Raw genomic sequence first — 16,761 nt, forward strand, 5'->3', positions numbered from 1 at the left:
CCGGTACGCGCGACGCGGGGTTAAAACTGACCGCCGTCGAGGACCCCGTTCGGCTACGCCGCGGTCTCGGCCGGTTCGCTCGCCTGTGGCGGCTCAGCGGGCTCGACGTTTCCGAGCCGAAGCGCGTTGCCGGTGACGCCGAGGCTCATCCCCATGTCGCCGACGATCACGGCCATCGCGACGGTGACGTACCCGAAGGGCGCGCCCGCCGCGAGCAGCGCCTTCACGGCGAGCGACGCGCCGATGTTCGTCCGGATCGTCCGCCCGGCGCGCGCCGAGAGGTCGATCACGTACGGGAGCCGGGTCAGGTCGTCGGCCATGAGCGCCACGTCAGCGGTCTCGAGGGCGGTGTCGGTGCCGGCCGCCCCCATCGCGATCCCCACGTCCGCGGCCGCCAGCGCGGGAGCGTCGTTGATCCCGTCGCCGACCATGGCGACCCCGCCGTCGCTCTCCGCGGCGATCTCACGGACGGCGGCGACCTTCTCGTCCGGCAGGAGCTCCGCACGGACCTCGTCGACGCCGACGGTCTCGCCGATCGTGCGGGCGGTCCGTTCGTTGTCGCCGGTGAGCATCACGACGCGCTCGATCCCGAGGTCGTGAAGCCGGTCGACGGCCCACGCGGTCTCCGGCCGGACCGCGTCCGCGACCGCGATCACGCCCTCCAGCCGCTCCTCGGTACCGACCAGCACGACCGTCTTGCCCGCGGCCTGGAGCCGCGGGATCGTCTCGCCGGCCAGGTCGAGGTACTCGCCGTGTTCACAGGGGGCGGGGTCGTCGAGCCGGTCGGGCTCGTCGCTCTCGTTCGTCTCCGCCGGCCCCTCGAGGGTTCCGCCGTCGGTTCGGACGTGGGCGTGCCCGAGATCGAAGCCGAGACCCTCGAACAGCGACGGCTTGCCGGCGTAGTGCGTCTCGCCGTCGAGTTCCGCCCGGACCCCTTTCCCGGCGAGCGCCTCGAACCCGGTCACGTCGCGGTCGGCGGCGTCGCCCTTGATGGAACCCTCCCCGTACGCCACGATCGCCTCCGCGACGGGGTGTTCGCTCCGACGTTCCAGCGCGGTCACGCACGCGAGCAGGTCGGGGGCGTCGGTCGCGCCGAGCGGGATCACGTCGGTGACCGCGAGCTCGCCGGTCGTGAGCGTTCCCGTCTTGTCGACGGCGACGGCGTCGACGTCGCCGGTCGCCTCCAGGTGCTCCCCGCCCTTGATCAGGACGCCGTTTCGCGCGGCGGCGGTCACGCCGGAGACGACGCTGACGGGGGTCGAAATGACGAACGCGCACGGACACGCGATCACGAGCAGGGTGAGCCCGCGGACGAACCACGTCTCGGCCGGGCCGCCGACGACGAGGGTGCCGAGGACGACCGTCGCGACCGCCGCGGTCACGACGATCGGCGTGTAGACGCCCGCGAACCGGTCGACGAACCGCTCGGCGCGGGTCTCCTCGCCGTTGGCCGCCTCGACGAGCTCGACCACCTGCGCGATGGTGGACTCCTCGGCGGGCGCGGTCGCCTCGACCTCCAGGTAGCCCGCCTCGTTGATCGAGCCCGCGTACACCTCGTCGCCCGGCTCCTTCTCCGCCGGGACCGACTCGCCCGTGATCGGCGACTCGTCGACCGCGCCCGAGCCCTCGCGGACGACCCCGTCGAGGGGGACGCGCTCGCCCGGCCGGACGGCGAGCCGCTCGCCGACGGCGACCGCCGCGGCCGGCACGGTCCCCTCCTCGCCGTTACGGATCACGACCGCCTCGTCGGGCGACAGCTCCATCAGCTCGCGCAGCGAGGTGCGCGCGCGGTCGATCGAGAAGCGCTCCAGAAGCTCCGCGGTCGAGAAGAGCACCGCGAGCGTCGCCGCCTCGAACGGGAGATCGATGAGCAGGGCCGCGACCACCCCGACCGACATCAGGAGGTCGATGTCCAGGCTCAAACCCCGCAGCGAGTAGTAGCCGTTCCGCAGGATGGGCGGGGCCGCGACCGCGATCGCGAGCAGGTACGCGATCGACGCGCCGGACAGCTCCCACGGACCGACGAGGCCGACGCCCTCGCCGATCGTCGCGATGGCGGGATTCACTCCCGGCAGGAACCACTCGAGGACGAGCCCGACCGCGAGGAACGCGCCGCCGACCGCGGTCGTGATCGCTCGGGGGGTTCGCCACAGGTCGTCGGCGACCGTGTCGGCGTCCGCGTCGGCGACGTCGTAGCCCGCGCCCTCGACCGCGGAGACGATCGCGTCGACGTCGAGGACCGCCGGATCGTGGGTGACGACGACGATCCCGGTGGTCGGCCGCGTGTCGACGGCGAGGACGCCCTCGCGGTCGAGGGCTCCCTCGACCTTCCCCGCGCAGGACGCACAGTCCATGTCGGGGACGGTCAACCGGAGTTCGGAGCCGTGGGGTTCAGCGGCGTCCGCCGCGGTCCCGTCACCGTCGTCGTTCGTTTCCGCTCGTTCGCTCATTGGCGGTGTCTAACCGATCCACGGTTATTAATCCATCTGCCATGATCGGCCGTATATTTATAAGTAGTTCATATTTATGTATTTGAATTTAACAACGAACGACTGGACGACGGCGAGTATTTATCCGCGGGCCGGCTACCGGCGGACATGACCGACTGGCGCGCCGTCGGCTACGGGTTCGTCGTCATGGTACTCGCCGGGTTGCTGGCGACGTTCGCACCGGTGATCGGGCACGTGGGCGCGGGGCTGATCGGCGGGTTCGTCGCGGGGTACGTCGCCGGCGGCGGGCTGCTCTCCGGGACCTGGCACGGCCTGCTCGCCGGCTCCGTGAGCGGGATAGTCGTCACCCTGCTGCTCGCGGCGTTCGGCGGGCTCGTCGGCCTCGCCGGTGGCCCTCTCGGCGGACTGCTCGGCGGCGCGGGCGTCCTCGTCGTGGGACTCCTCCTCACCCTCCTCTTCGCGATCGACTCGGCGCTCGCGGGCGCGATCGGCGGCGTCCTCGGCGAGTGAGGCTCGGGACTCGCGTCCCGAACGAAACTCGCTCTCGATGCTCGCTCCCGGTCGTCACGGGCCAAACATCACGATCGATCACGGCGAGTAACGCTTATATGTGATCGTGGCAGAGGATAACACGCACAGAATGTTCGAACGCTTCTCCAGCGGGTACTACCTGGGCGAACTGTACGTGGAACCCCACGACGACGACCGGGCCGCGATCCAGCGGGCCGACCACGAGCGGGTCAACGAGCAGCTGTACGCGGACGGCGAGGGAGTCGAGCGACTCGACGCGCCCCTCGTGATGAAGCTCGATTCGGGCCACATCCCGGTCGCCGGCGACGAGGGGATCCCGAGCGGAACGCTCGCCGTCCCGCGCTCGATCGCGGACGACGACCTGCCGTCCAGACGGAACGTCCTGCTGGCGGACGCCGACCGCGCGGAGAACCTCCTCCGTTGGGAGGGGTGGGAACCGTACGTCGACGCCTGAACCGAGTCCCCCGCCCGAACTCGAGGCCGACGCACCTTTGAGGACGGCACGGGACCTCCCTCCATGATCGACCGGCTGCTCGGCCGCGCCGAGTTGAAGGAGCGGATCGAGGAACTCGAAGAGGAGAAGCGCCACCTCGAGCGACGCACGGAAGCCGAGGAGGAGCGGCGGTCGGACGCGGTCGCGGACCGCCAGCGCGCGGAGGAGCGCGTCAACCGGCTCGAGTCGCGGATCGAGTCGCTCGAGGACCGCGTCGAGCGGACCGAAGGCGACGAGGAGACCGTCGAGTTTCGACGCGTGAGCGACGCCTACGGATCCCGCCTCGCCGACGTTCTCGGCCGGCTCCGGGGGGTCGAGAGCGACGATCCCGAGGGCGTGCTCACCGCGTTCGTCCCCGACGGCACGGTCCCGGAGAGCGTCGGCGAGCACTTCGGCGACCGCACAGCGCTCGTCCGGCGGGCCGCGCCCGCGGTCGTCGTCGCCGACGACACGGGCGCGGTGAGCGCCGCGCTCTCGGCGCCGATCGAGCCGGAGCCGTTCGACCGGTGGAGCGACGGCCCCCGGCTCCCGGTCGAGTGGTTCCGCCCCGCCGGCCGCTTCGCGTTCGCGCTGGTCCGGTCGGACACGTTCGCGCTGGGGGTCTACGAGGGCGACGAGCGGGTCGACTTCGAGGGGTTCACCTCCGACGTGAAGGGCGCCCACTCCAAGGGCGGGTTCTCGCAGGGACGCTTCGAACGCCGGCGCGACGGACAGATCGACGAACACCTCGAACGCGCCCGCGACGCCCTCGCCGACCTCGGGGACGTCGCTGGCGACGGGACCGTCGACCGGACGATCGTCGTCGGCGAGCGGAGCGTGCTCGGGGAGCTTCGGGACCTCGCCGACCAGACGGACGTGACCGACGCGACGGGCAGCCCGGAAGCGGCCCTCGAGGACGCGTTCCGTGACTTCTGGACCGTTCGGGTCCGTGCGATCTGATCCGACTCGAACCGTCGTCCGCCGAACCTCCCCTTCGCTCGCCTCGAGCCCCCGTCCGTCCCGCTCGCCGGGTCCTTCACGGACGCGAGCGAAACCGGAAAAACGTGCCAATAACTATGGTACTTGCCCGCGTAATTCCCCGTGGAGGGACTTGTCACACGCTCCCTCCCCCTTTCGATCCGAGCGGACGCGCCGCTTCGAGTCGCTTCGACCCCCTTAGAGGGACAGTACTAAACCGGGGACGGACGGTTATCGTCCATGCATCGGTTGGGGTCGTCCGGCGTTCGTGCGGTCGTCGTCGCGTTGCTGACCGTCTCGCTTCTCCTCGGCGTCGTCGCCGTCGGCGGGGCTTCGAGCGTCGACCCCGGCGATCTCTCGTCCCAGAGCGACTCGGCACCCGTCCAGTCTACGGATCCCTCGGCCGTGAGCGGGACCGGGGACGAGTGGACCGTCACGACCGGGCCGGCCGGAGCGACCGGGACCGGATCGCTGGCCGGGACGGATGGGTCCGCGGACGTCGACGACGACACGATCCACGTCGAACACGCGCTGTCCGCGACCGACGAGGCCGGGACCGTCGGGGTCACGACCACGACACGGATCCCCGACTCCGTCGGGGAGCTCGAACTCGACCTCCTGACCGCGAATGACGACCCCATCGAGACCGACGGGTTCGAACGCGACGACGACGCGGCGGGTGACGAGGAGGTCTGGGTCTGGGACGGCGAGACCGAGGCCCCGTCGATCACCTACCGGATGGACGCGAACGTCTCGGTCGAGGAGTCGGGCCCGCTCGCGACCGGCGGCACCTATCGTTTCGTCGATACGGGCGAGTGGGCCCTCGTCAGGACGCCACGGCTCAGGATCTCCTACACTGGGACGCAGGTCAGAGTCGACCGCGAGAACGTCGTCGACGGCGAGGGCGTCGCCTCCCAGGCGATGGCGTTCCTCGGTCCCCACGAGGAGCACGTGCGGGAGGGCGACGAGGCGCGGTACCGCCTGATCGAACCCGAGGCGGCCGACATGGAGGCGACCCCCGAGGCGGTGTTCGACGTCTTCGCGGGAGCCGAGCGGAACCTCCGGGTCGGCGCGGTCGACGACGAGGTGTTCGCGGTCGCCGCGCCCACCGGCGACGTGACGTGGGGGGTCCGCGGGCTCCAGACCGGCGACGCCGACCTGTGGGTTCGCGACGGGGAGCCGGCCGGGACCGCCGACGACGTGTGGACCCACGAGTACGTTCACACCCGTCAGGCGTACACGACCGATCCGGCGGACCCGAGCGCCCGGTGGTTCACCGAGGCGAGCGCGACCTACTACGCCGCGCTGTTCGCGCTCGACCGCGGCGCGACCGACTTCGAGAGCTTCGAACGGACGCTCGCGCGCGGCGAGCGCGACCCGGCCGCCTCCTCGACGCTCGCCGAGCCGGGGACCTGGCGCGCCAACGCCCCCTATACCAAGGGGGCGCTCGTCGCCGGCGAGATCGACCGCCGTATCCGCCTCGCCAGCGACGGGCGCGCGTCGCTGGCGACCGTCTTCCGCGAACTCAACGACGACGCCGAGCCCGTCACGAACCGCGACTTCCTCGACGCGGTCGAGGCGGCCGCGGGAGCGGGCGGCGACGACGAGGCCGCCGACGAGGTCCGCGCGGCGGCCGAGCGGCTGACGGCGACGGACGATCCCCCGGAGATGTGGGACCGGGACGCCCATACGGAGGCGTTCGGCGGGACGCCCGCGCAGATCGGGTACGGCCTCGCCGACGACGGCGTCCGCGCGACCGGCGAGTACCGGAACCGCTCCGTCGACGTCGACCCGGTCCGGCTCGTCGCGGGCGAGACGCTCGCGCTCGGCGTCGACGTCTCGAACACCGGCGGCGTCGAGGGGGCCTACGACCTCTCGCTCTCGGTCGGCGGGGAGACGGTCGAAACGCGGAACGGGACCGTCGGCGCGGGCGAGGCGACGACGGAGCGCTTCGAACACGCCTTCGCGGAGCCCGGCGAGTACACGGTCCGTGTCGGCGGCGAGACGCTCACCGTCGTCGTCTCCGAGCCCGCCGACCCGCTGGTTCGCGGGGTCTCCACCGACGTCGACCGGGTGTCCCCCGGTGGATCGGTGACCGTGACCGCGACCGTCGGCAACGACGCGTCGATCCCCGCCGGGTCGGACCTCGAGTTCCGCGTCGACGGCGAGACGGTCGGCACCGACCCCGTTCGGCTGGACGCCGACGCGGAGACGACGGTCGAGCGCGCGGTACCCGTCCCCGGGTCGGGAGACGCGGACACCGCGACCGTGAGCGTCGTCGGTCCCGCCGACGAGGCCTCGACGACCGTGGCCATCGACCGCGACGACGGCGATTCCGGGAGTTCGACCGAGGACGACGTCGATGGTTCGACGGATGGTGACGAGGGATCCGACGGATCTGCGGACGACGGCGGGAGCGCCGCCGACGGCCTCACCGACGACGGGATCCCCGGCTTCGGTCCGGTCGTCGCGCTCGTCGCGTTGCTCTCGCTGGTCGGGGTATCGGCACGACGTGGACGGGAGTGAGCGATCGACGCGAACGCGGTTAGTCCACCGTTTTCGGTCGATCCTCGGGGTTTGCTCGATCCTCGCGTCCCGAAGTCACCTCCCGACGGCCTCGGCTACTCAGAACGGCGCGTCGGGACCCTCGTCGTCCTCGCCGGGGCCGTCGCCGTCCTCGTCCGCCGTCTCCAGCTCGCGCCCCTCCTCCTGCCACGCCTCGATCCCGCCGCGGAGGCTCTCGACGCGGGCGTTCGCCGTTCCCTCGTAGCTGCCGATCAGCTGGGCGGCCTGCCGGCTCGCGATGCCGTGCGGACAGACCGTCACGATCCGGTCCGCGCCCTCCAGCTCGGCGACCCGGGTGGTCAACTCGGGAAACGGGATCGACTCGCTGTCCGGAACGTGGCCCCGGCCGAACGCCCGCCCGTCGCGGATGTCGACGATCCGAACGTCCTCGCCCTCCTCCAGCAGCGCGGCCAGCCCCGCCGGATCGATCTCTCCGTCCATTACGGGAGCGGGCAGAGGCTCGCCGTGAGCACGGCGCGCTCGTCGGCGTCGTTTCGGGCCCCGTGGACGTCCCCGCGGGCGTTGTGGACGACCGCCGGCGCGGCGAGGCGTTCGGATTCCCCCTCCCGGACCACGGTCGGTTCGCCCTCGAGGACGTGGAAGACGTTCGTCGCGTCCGCGTGTTCGTGGGGGTCGATCTCGCTCCCGGGCGCGAGGACGAACGCCTTCACGAGGACGTCGTCGGCGACGACGAGTTCCGCGGTGGCGACCTCCCCCTCGGCGGGGTCGAGGTCGCCGACTGCGTCGGCGTATCTGTCGAGCGTCATACTAGAGCGGTCGGGCCGCGGGGGTTAAAACGCGTCGTCGGAGGCGAGTCCGCCCCCCGCCCCTTCACTCGCGCGCGCCGGGCGGCAGCGGGTCGGCGTGGTCCGCGACCGCCTTCGCGACGCGGTGGGGGTCCTCGTGGATCACCCAGTGGGTCGCGTCATCGATCGTGAGGAGGCGTCCGTCAGCGCAGTAGTCGACGCTCTCGCCGGCCAGCCGTTTCTCGAGAAACGGGTCGTCCGCGCCCCAGATCACGAGAGTCGGGACCTCGACGCGGGACGTGGCGGGCTCCGGGCGATCGCGGACGATCGCCCGATACCAGTTCACCATCGCCTCGAACGCGCCGTCACGGTTCCACGCCCGGCGGTAGCGCCGGAAGTCGTCCTCGCCGAACGTCCCCGGATCGCTCGTCTCACGCAGGGTCCGCACGCCGATCCGCCAGTTTCCGGCGCGCGCGACCGCCTCCGGCAGCCGGGGGATCTGGAAGGCGAGCACGTACCAGCTCTTTCGGCGCTGTCGCCAGGAGTTCCGGAGCGCCCGCTCGAAGACGGTGGGATGCGGGACGTTGACGGCGACGAGCTCCGAGACGCGGTCGGCGTGATGGAGCGCGAGCCACCAGCCGACCGCGGCACCCCAGTCGTGGCCGGCAACCGCCGTCTCCTCCCGGCCGTAGGCGTCGATCAGCCCCACCACGTCTCGGGCGAGCTCGTCGATCCGGTAGTCGGCGACTTCGGGCGGCTTCTCCGAGAGGTTGTACCCGCGTTGGTCGGGGACGACGACCCGGTAGCCGGCGTTCGCGAGTGACGCGATCGTCTCGTGCCAGCCGTACCAGAACTCCGGGAATCCGTGGAGGAGGACGAGCAGCTTCCCGTCATCGGGACCCGCCTCGACGACGTGGAGGCGGACGCCGTTCGTCTCGATCGCCCGTGACGTTCCCGGAACTCCCTCGGGGATCTCGTCGGCCGGGACCTCGACGGGGGGCGTCGCCTCCGTCACGTCGTTTCCGGTACCGTCGACCATACCGGGCGGTCGGCCCCTGACGACTAATAGCTACGCCGGCGGTTCCGTGGCGTCCGTCGATTCCGACCGACGGTCCCAGCCGATGGCTCCAGCCGGCAGTCCTGGCCAGCGATCCCGATCCTCGACGTTCGACCGCGGACCTACCGAGCTGAATCGAGGTCAGAGATACCGTCGAAACGCGGTCTCCGCGGTCGAACGTGTGGCCTCGCCCCGCCGAGCCGGACGAGAGGTAGAAAGCGTCTTATACGTTGATTTCACACGGTATCCTGAGGAGTGTTATCACGTGAATATCTCTGAAACGTACGTCCGATACCGCCGATCCCTCGGCGAGGAACCCCTCGCCATCGGGGTCGTTCTCGTGGCCCTGTGGATGGCCTGGACCCTCGTGAGCGGGCTCGCGACGGGTGGGATCCGGGTCAGCAGTCTCGCGTCCCTCGTCTGGGACGGCTTGCTTCGGGGGCTGATAATCGGTCTGGCGGGTATCGGACTCTCGATGACGTACAGCATTCTCAACTTCGCGAACTTCGCACACGGCGATTACCTCACCAGCGGGGCGTTCGCCGGAATGGCCACCAGCTACCTCATCGCGGGGATCGGCGAGAACAGCGTCGGCGCGCTGTTGCTCGTCGGGGCGGGCGGATCGGTGTTCGGCGGCGCGATCGGGATCGGCGTCACCACGTCGCCGGTCGCGGTCGCCCTCGGGGCGATCGTCGCGGGGGCCTCGACGATCGCGCTCGCGCTCGCGATCGACCGGTTCGTGTACAAGCCGATCCGCGACGAGAGCGGGATCGCGCTCCTGATCACGAGCATCGGCGTCGCGTTCGCGCTCCGGTACCTCATCCAGTTCGTCTTCGGTGCCGGCGTTCGGGGAACCACCGCGGCGGGATCCGTCCCGCGGGTGAACGTTCCGGCGCTCGACGGGACCTTCCGGATCACCGCTCACGACGTCTCGCTGATCGTCGTCGCGGGCGGCCTCATGCTCGGCGTGCACCTGCTCTTACAGCGCACCAAACTCGGGAAGGCGATGCGTGCGATGTCCGACAACGAGGACCTCGCACGGATCACGGGGATCCCGACCGAGCAGGTCATCCGCACGACGTGGATCGTCGGCGCGGGGCTCACCGGCGTCGCGGGATACATGTTCGTCCTCTGGAAGGGGACGCTCGGGTTCAACGACGGGTGGCTCCTGTTGCTCTTGGTGTTCGCCGCGGTCATCCTCGGCGGCATCGGATCGATCTACGGGGCGATCGGCGGCGGCATCGTCATCGGGCTGACCGCCTCGGTGTCCGTGATCTGGATCCCCTCCGAGTTCGGCCGGGCCGCCGCGTTCATGGTGATGATCGTGATCCTACTGTTCAAACCGTCGGGCATCTTCAGCGGGAGGACCACGGCATGAGCGACGAAACTGACGCTGACGCCGTCGACGTCCGCGGGCGGATCGACCGCCTCCTCGACGGCGACGCGACGCTCGTGCTCGCGGTCCTCGGAGCGATCTACCTGGCGTACGTCCTCGCGGGGGTCGCGTTCGGCTACGGGCTCCGCGGACAGCTGAACTCGATCGCGAACCTCACGTTCTACATCGGCGTGTTCGGCATGCTCGCGCTGGCGTTGAACCTCCACTGGGGGTACACCGGGCTGTTCAACATCGGCATCGTCGGCTTCATGGGGATCGGCGTCTACGTCACGGCGCTCGTCTCGAAGCCGCCGGTCGCACAGGGCGGCGCGGCACAGGTCGGCGGGTTCGGGCTCCCGCTCGGCGTCGGCGTCGTCGCCGGCGTCGTGGTTGCGGCCCTGTTCGGGCTCCTGGTGGCGCTGCCCGCGCTCCGGCTGCGGGCCGACTACCTCGCCATCGTCACGGTGGCGTTCTCGGAGATCGTCCGGTTCACGATGATGTCCCGGACGTTCCAGTCGTACACCGTCCCGGACACGATCGACCTCACGGTCGCGGGCGTCCAGCTGTTCAGCTTCGACCCCGCCGCGGACACGGTCGGTCTCGGCGGCGGCGGCGGGCTCATCCTGAACTACCCCGACCCGCTCGAGGCGCTGCTCCGGACGCTGTTCCTCTGGGAGCCGTACCTCGGGTTCGTCGGGTTCGTCCAGCGAACGCTCATTTCGAACAACCCGAAGCCCGTGATCGACGGGCTGGTCTACGGGCTCCTGCTGCTCGTCGGCGTCGGACTGTTCTACCTCCTGCTCTCGCGGGTCGGAAAGTCGCCGTTCGGGCGCGTCCTGAAGGCGATCCGCGAGGACGAGGACGTCGCGAACGCGCTCGGGAAGGACACCGACCGCTTCAAGCTCACGGCGTTCGTGCTCGGCTCCGCGCTGATGGGGCTCGGCGGGATCCTGTGGTACTCAAGCCGCGGGAGCATCACGCCGCCCTCGTTCCGGCCGAACATCACGTTCTTCATCTGGATCGCGCTCATCATCGGCGGCGCGGGCTCGAACACCGGCAGCTTCCTCGGCGGCGCGATCTTCGCCGGGCTGTTGTACGAGGGTCCACGGTACATGAAGAACCTCATCGAGACCGCGTTCGAGCTCGGCGACGCGCCGGGGAACTTCGGCACCGCGGTCGCGCCGATGGCCTCGCTCGACCCCGTTCCGTTCGTCCTGTACACGCTCGACAGCGTGAGCCAGCTCCGGCTCGTCATCATGGGCGTGGTGTTGGTCTGGCTGATGCACAACCGCCCGGAGGGACTGCTCGGCCACCGCAAGGAGACGGCCTCGAGCGTCGACCTCTCGCGACCGGGTGGTAGGGACGCGAACGACGCCGCGGCCGCCGACGGAGGCGAGAAGCGATGAGCGAGAGCGACGACACCACCGCCGACGGATCGGCGTCGACCGACGAACCGCTCGAGGACACACCGACCGAGAACGGCTCGGAACCGGTCGAGGACGGATCGCCGTCGGACGTGGGCTCGACGAACGAGAACTCGACCGATGAGAGCCCGGAGACGCCCGCAGGCGACTCGATGACGATCGAAGACGGCTCGATGACGCCCGAGGGCGGCTCACCGGAGGACGCGGACGTGCCGACCGGATCGACCCCCCTCGAGGTCGAGGGGCTTCGGAAGACGTTCGGCGGCATCGTCGCCGTCGACGACGTCAGCTTCGACGTCGAGGCGGGAACGCTGACCGGGCTCATCGGTCCCAACGGGGCCGGCAAGTCGACCACGTTCAACCTCATCACCGGCATGCTCGAGCCCGACGCGGGGACGGTCCGGTTCAACGGCGAGGAGATCACCGGGCTCGAACCGCACGAGATCGCGAACCAGGGGCTCGCACGGACGTTCCAGATCGCCCGGGAGCTGGAGGAGATGACGGTCCTCGAGAACATGATGCTCGCGCCGAAGGGGCAGATCGGCGAGTCGCTGTGGCGGTCGGTGATGCCGATCACTCGCGAGGCGGTGCGCGAACAGGAGACCGAACAGCTCGACCGCGTCTGGGAGGTGCTCGAGTTCTTCGAGATCGACCACCTCGCCGACGAGTACGCGGGCAACCTCTCCGGCGGCCAGCGGAAGCTGCTCGAGATGGCCCGCGCGCTGTTGACCGACCCCGACATGCTGCTCCTCGACGAGCCGTTCGCCGGGGTCAACCCCTCCCTGGAGAAGCGCCTTCTCGAACACATCCACGAGCTACGCGAGGAGGGGTACACGTTCCTCATCGTGGAACACGACATGGACCTCATCATGAACAACTGCGAGCGGGTCATCGTCATGCACCAGGGCCGCGTCCTGAAGGACGGGACGCCGGCGGAGATCAAGGAGAGCGAGGAGGTCATCGAGGCGTACCTCGGGGGTGAGGTATGAGCCTGCTCGAGGTCCGCGATCTGGACGCCGGCTACGGCGACCTCCAGATCCTCACCGACGTCGATCTCGACGTCGACGACGAGGAGTACGTCACGATCGTCGGCCCGAACGGGGCCGGCAAGTCGACCGTGATGAAGTCGGTCTTCGGGCTGACGACCCACATGGGCGGGACGGTGACGTTCGACGGCGAGGACATCAGCGGGACGAAACCGGAGGACGTCATCCACAAGGGACTCGGATACGTCCCGCAGAACGAGAACGTCTTCGCGGAGCTCAGCGTCGAGGAGAACCTCGAGATGGGCGCGTACATCCTCGATGAAGTCCCACAGGACGCGCTCGGAACGGTGTACGACCGGTTCCCGATCCTCGAAGAGCGGAAGGAGCAACGCGCGGGGACCATGAGCGGCGGCCAGCGGCAGATGCTCGCGATGGGGCGCGCGCTGATGCTCGATCCGGAACTCCTGTTGCTCGACGAGCCCAGCGCGGGACTCGCGCCCGACCTCGTCGACGAGATGTTCGACAAGATAGACGAGATCAACGGGACGGGCACGGCGATCCTGATGGTCGAACAGAACGCCAAGGAGGCGCTCAGACGCTGTGACCGCGGCTACGTGCTCTCGAACGGTCAGAATCGGTACGAGGACGAGGGAACCGTGCTGTTGAACGACGAGGAGGTTCGCCGGGAGTTCCTCGGGGGCTAAGCCTCCACCTTTTTCTCGTCGGGTTTACTTCCACCTTTTTCTCGTCGGGTTCCCTCGCTCACTGCGTTCGCTTCGGGAACCGCTCCTCGAAAAACCTGGAGGGAAAAAGCCGACTCCGCCGTCTCCGACGGCTCCGTCGGTGAACCGCTCGCTCGCGCTCGCGGATGCTCACTACAGCCAAAGCAACGAGCGATCGCCCGAGCGGTGGCGTGCCGGTGAGCGTCCGGCGGGCGCGAACCGCCCGCGAGGGACGTCGCGAACGAAGTGAGCGACGAGGCTGGGGAGGCGTGAGGTGCGGAGATGTACGGTGCGGGGTGGGGCTTTGCCGGTGTTCACCCCGCCAGCAACGATCCCGGTCTCATCACTCCGACCACCATTGAAAACCCGTCTTATATGCACACACGCTCGCACGGCCGTATCACCGCCACGATACTGAACACGACGCCACCTCAGACGAGCCCGTCGTCGGTCCACGTTGATCCGTCGAGCGGTCGCTCACCCCGTTCGTCGAAGCCGTCGAAAAGATCGGAACTCGAGACCGGAGCGGTCCCCGTCGCTCCCGCCGGTCAGTTCCCGCTGGAGAGCGCCTGCTCGATGACGTTGGAGTACGACGACTCGCCGATGTTGAAGCTGATCTGGTCGTACACCTCTCCGTCAAACTCGTCCTCGAACACGCCGGCGAACCGCTCGGAGAGCTGCTGTCCGTAGTCGTTGTTCACGTACAGCGTCGCGGCGGTCTCCGCCTCGAGCCGCTCGGAGGCGACCTGGGCCATCACCCGGCCCTGGAGCTGGTCGCTCGGGGCGGTCCGGAAGATGTAGTCGTCGTCCTCGAGGTTCGTCACCGACAGCGCGGTGCTGGACGGCGAACAACCGACGACCTCGTTCGGGATCAGCGTCTCCTGACAGACAGGGACGTTCACCCCGGAGGAGGCGGTCCCGCACACCGCCGGGACGCCCGAACTGATCAGCGACTCCGCGCCGCTGACACCCTGGTCGGGCGAGGTGTTGGTGTCCTCGAACTGGGCGTTGACCGTCAGGTCGAGATCGGAGTCGTTCACCTGCTGGGCCGGCAGCTCGGCGGCGCGGATCATCGGCTGACCCGTCGACGCCAGGTCGCCGGTTTCGGGCAACAGGATCCCGACGCTCACCTCGCGGCCGAACCCGCCGGGAGACTCGTCGGCGGAGTTGCCGGCACCGTCGGGGTTCTCGCCCTCGAAGTTCTGCGTCTCGTCCACTGCGACCGAGTCGGCGTCCTGGCCCTGGAACTCCCAGATGGAGTAGGCCGCGGACGCGGGGTCGCCGTTCTGGTCGAAGTTGACGGCGCTCGACGCGCCCTGGTAGTTGATGTTCTCGCCGTTCGCGGCCGCCTCGACCGCGTCGAGGAACCCCTCCGGCCCGTACTCGGTCCCGTCGGGGTTCGCGATGCGTCGGAGCTGGTCGCGGATGGCAGTTCCGTCGTTCTCACCCGCGGCGACGTTCGCGAGGATGAGCGCCGCCGCCGAGTCGTACGACTGCGAGGTGAACACGCCGGGCGACTCGTCGTACGCGTCCTGGAACAGCCCTTCGAACGCCTCCTGGTTCGGCCCGCCCGCGGCCGGCGCGGTGCCGGTGACGTTGGCCATGTCGTTGCCGACCTGGCCCGGAAGCGCGGGATCCTGAAGCCCGTCCGGGATGAGGATCTCCTCCTCCCCGTCGGACGCGCTGTAGTAGTCACGGAAGAGCTGGATGCCGCTCTCCGGGTAGCCGATGACCGTGAGGAGGTCCGGGGCGCCGCTTCCGCCGCCTCCACCGTTCCCCGAACAGCCGGCGACGCCGACCGCCCCGGCGACACCGATCCCCTTCAGTACGTCACGCCGTCTCTTGTGGTATGACATATCCCCCCATATAGGGTCCTCTTTGATAAGTATATCCCTGTCAATATCCTCAGAGATATTGTCAACTACGTGTGTTTACTGCACACCACCGCCTTCGACTCTCTCGAATTTCGATCCAACGATAATGATCGGCCGTTGACGTGATCTCCCCCACGAGAACGCCCGCGTAGGGCCGCCGATGGAGAGGCGTTCCCTCATCTGTCGTCCGGACGCTCCGGGTACGACTGACGCGAACCGTGGGACCGGCGTGCGAGGAGTCGCGCGGTCGCCCGCCGGCGGTCGTCGGGGCGTTCCTCGGCCCCCTCGTCGTAGTGGAGGACGGTCAGCCCGAGGCCCGCCCGCAGCAGTTCGTTCGCTCCGAACCGGTATCGGTCGGTGCTCGGTCCGGAGGGCGTCGGTTCGGCCGACCGGAGGTGTCCCTCGACGAAGAGGTAGCCACCCTCGACGAGCGATTCGTGGAGCTCCGTGAACCGATCGAGCGTGTGATAGAAACTCACCGTGACCAGGTCGTAGCGTTCCGTCGGGAACTCGTGCTCCCTGGCGTCGGCGTGAACCGTCTCGATCCGGTCCTCGACCCCGCGCTCCGCCGCCCGCTCTCGAACGATCCGAAGCCCCTCCGACGAGGCGTCGAGCGCGTCGACCTCGTAGCCGGCCGCCGCGAGGAACAGCGCGTTCCGCCCGGTTCCGGTCGCCAGATCGAGCGCCCGACCGTCCGGGATCGACGGCTCGTACGAACGCAGCACCGGCGACGGCTCGGGGTCCCGCGGATACTCGCCCGAGGCGAAGCGCTCGTCCCAGTCGCCCGTCCCGTCGTGGTCGTCCATGGGGTCGGGTTGCCGACCCCGGCGGATAACCTCCTCGACGGTTCCCGTCTCGCCTCCGTGGTTCCGGTCCGCCTCGATGGTTCCCGTCCCGAACCGAGGCGGGCATCCCCCGGACGTTTCAAGCCCGGCGCGGACGGACCGAACCGTATGACTCACGACCCCGACGTGAACGCCGACCGCGACCGCTCCGGCGAGGCTGACCGCCCCGGCGAGGCTGACCGCCCCGGCGAGGGTGACCTCCACGGCGACGACGTTCGTTCGCTCGAGGGCCGGCCCGAGGCGGTGCTCGGCGAGCTGTTGACGGACCGCGACGAGACGCTCGCGACCGCGGAGTCGCTGACGGGCGGGCTCGTCGGGTCGACGGTGACGGACGTCCCGGGGTCGAGCGCGTACTTCGACCGCGGCTACGTGACCTACGCGTACGACGCCAAACGCGAGGAACTCGGCGTCGCCCGCGAGACGCTCGACGAACACGGCGCGGTCAGCGGTCCCGTCGCCCGTGAGATGGCCGCCGGTGCCCGCGATCACGCCGACACGACGTGGGCCGTCTCGACCACCGGGATCGCGGGTCCGGGCGGCGGAACGGCGGAGAAGCCCGTCGGTCTGGTGTACGTCGGGGTGGCCTACGCCGCGCCGTGGGGGACGGAGGAATCGTTCACGCGGAGCGTCCGGGCGGAGTTCTCCAGCGACCGCGACGCGGTGAAGCGGGCGAGCGTCGACCGCGCGCTCGCGGAACTCGTCCGGGCGATCCGAGAGCTGGAGGGGTGAAGTGCTG

15 protein-coding genes are annotated in these 16,761 nt (G+C 69.7%); 9 read left to right on the forward strand and 6 right to left on the reverse strand.

What is annotated here, in order from left to right:
- Positions 1 to 53 precede the first annotated feature (53 nt).
- The gene (locus EAO78_RS02855) at positions 54 to 2,450 is read right to left on the reverse strand and encodes a heavy metal translocating P-type ATPase (protein WP_122104350.1); all 2,397 of its coding nucleotides are present in this window, start codon (positions 2,448 to 2,450) and stop codon (positions 54 to 56) included.
- 147 nt (positions 2,451 to 2,597) lie between these two features.
- Here EAO78_RS02855 and EAO78_RS02860 point away from each other — a divergent pair, with 147 nt between their 5' ends.
- The 4 genes from EAO78_RS02860 to EAO78_RS02875 all read left to right on the forward strand — a co-directional run bounded on the left by EAO78_RS02860 (position 2,598) and on the right by EAO78_RS02875 (position 6,957).
- A complete protein-coding gene (locus tag EAO78_RS02860) occupies positions 2,598 to 2,960 on the forward strand; it encodes a DUF5518 domain-containing protein (RefSeq protein ID WP_122104351.1) in 363 nt (120 codons plus the stop codon).
- Between the two features lie 130 nt (positions 2,961 to 3,090).
- Positions 3,091 to 3,435, forward strand: coding sequence for a DUF5802 family protein (locus tag EAO78_RS02865; RefSeq protein WP_122104352.1), 345 nt, complete (start codon positions 3,091 to 3,093; stop codon positions 3,433 to 3,435).
- 63 nt (positions 3,436 to 3,498) lie between these two features.
- Positions 3,499 to 4,413 carry a Vms1/Ankzf1 family peptidyl-tRNA hydrolase gene (locus EAO78_RS02870; protein ID WP_122104353.1) on the forward strand — a complete coding sequence of 305 codons (915 nt, stop codon included), beginning with the start codon at positions 3,499 to 3,501 and terminating at the stop codon, positions 4,411 to 4,413.
- 258 nt (positions 4,414 to 4,671) lie between these two features.
- A complete protein-coding gene (locus EAO78_RS02875) occupies positions 4,672 to 6,957 on the forward strand; it encodes a PGF-CTERM sorting domain-containing protein (protein ID WP_122104354.1) in 2,286 nt (761 codons plus the stop codon).
- Positions 6,958 to 7,056: 99 nt separating this feature from the next.
- On the opposite strand, the gene EAO78_RS02880 is transcribed toward EAO78_RS02875, so the two are convergent.
- The 3 genes from EAO78_RS02880 to EAO78_RS02890 form a co-directional block, all read right to left on the reverse strand.
- Positions 7,057 to 7,437, reverse strand: a complete 381-nt coding sequence (locus EAO78_RS02880; protein ID WP_122104355.1) for a rhodanese-like domain-containing protein — start codon at positions 7,435 to 7,437, stop codon at positions 7,057 to 7,059.
- Positions 7,437 to 7,763: a cupin domain-containing protein gene (locus EAO78_RS02885; protein ID WP_122104356.1), complete on the reverse strand. Its 327-nt coding sequence runs from the start codon at positions 7,761 to 7,763 to the stop codon at positions 7,437 to 7,439. Before EAO78_RS02885 ends, EAO78_RS02880 begins: the two co-directional genes overlap by 1 nt.
- A 64-nt stretch (positions 7,764 to 7,827) precedes the next feature.
- On the reverse strand, positions 7,828 to 8,781 hold the full coding sequence (locus EAO78_RS02890) for an alpha/beta fold hydrolase (RefSeq protein WP_122104357.1): 954 nt from the start codon (positions 8,779 to 8,781) through the stop codon (positions 7,828 to 7,830).
- Between the two features lie 283 nt (positions 8,782 to 9,064).
- Between EAO78_RS02890 and EAO78_RS02895 the strand changes: the two genes are divergently transcribed.
- The 4 genes from EAO78_RS02895 to EAO78_RS02910 all read left to right on the forward strand — a co-directional run bounded on the left by EAO78_RS02895 (position 9,065) and on the right by EAO78_RS02910 (position 13,288).
- On the forward strand, positions 9,065 to 10,177 hold the full coding sequence (locus EAO78_RS02895) for a branched-chain amino acid ABC transporter permease (protein ID WP_122104358.1): 1,113 nt from the start codon (positions 9,065 to 9,067) through the stop codon (positions 10,175 to 10,177).
- Positions 10,174 to 11,580, forward strand: a complete 1,407-nt coding sequence (locus EAO78_RS02900; RefSeq protein ID WP_122104359.1) for a branched-chain amino acid ABC transporter permease — start codon at positions 10,174 to 10,176, stop codon at positions 11,578 to 11,580. Before EAO78_RS02895 ends, EAO78_RS02900 begins: the two co-directional genes overlap by 4 nt.
- Positions 11,581 to 11,771: 191 nt before the next feature.
- A complete protein-coding gene (locus EAO78_RS02905; RefSeq protein WP_238987611.1) occupies positions 11,772 to 12,587 on the forward strand; it encodes an ABC transporter ATP-binding protein in 816 nt (271 codons plus the stop codon).
- The gene (locus tag EAO78_RS02910; protein WP_122104361.1) at positions 12,584 to 13,288 is read left to right on the forward strand and encodes an ABC transporter ATP-binding protein; all 705 of its coding nucleotides are present in this window, start codon (positions 12,584 to 12,586) and stop codon (positions 13,286 to 13,288) included. The genes EAO78_RS02905 and EAO78_RS02910 overlap by 4 nt, the downstream gene beginning before the upstream one ends.
- A gap of 566 nt (positions 13,289 to 13,854) precedes the next feature.
- Here EAO78_RS02910 and EAO78_RS02915 read toward each other — a convergent pair.
- The gene (locus tag EAO78_RS02915; RefSeq protein ID WP_122104362.1) at positions 13,855 to 15,162 is read right to left on the reverse strand and encodes an ABC transporter substrate-binding protein; all 1,308 of its coding nucleotides are present in this window, start codon (positions 15,160 to 15,162) and stop codon (positions 13,855 to 13,857) included.
- Positions 15,163 to 15,356: 194 nt separating this feature from the next.
- Positions 15,357 to 15,986, reverse strand: coding sequence for a class I SAM-dependent methyltransferase (locus tag EAO78_RS02920; protein ID WP_122104363.1), 630 nt, complete (start codon positions 15,984 to 15,986; stop codon positions 15,357 to 15,359).
- A 147-nt stretch (positions 15,987 to 16,133) separates the two neighbouring features.
- On the opposite strand from EAO78_RS02920, the gene EAO78_RS02925 reads away from it, so the two are divergent.
- A complete protein-coding gene (locus tag EAO78_RS02925) occupies positions 16,134 to 16,754 on the forward strand; it encodes a CinA family protein (protein WP_122104364.1) in 621 nt (206 codons plus the stop codon).
- Positions 16,755 to 16,761 lie beyond the last annotated feature (7 nt).

The organism is Halobellus captivus (assembly GCF_003697845.1).
GTDB classification, from domain to species: domain Archaea; phylum Halobacteriota; class Halobacteria; order Halobacteriales; family Haloferacaceae; genus Halorubrum; species Halorubrum glutamatedens.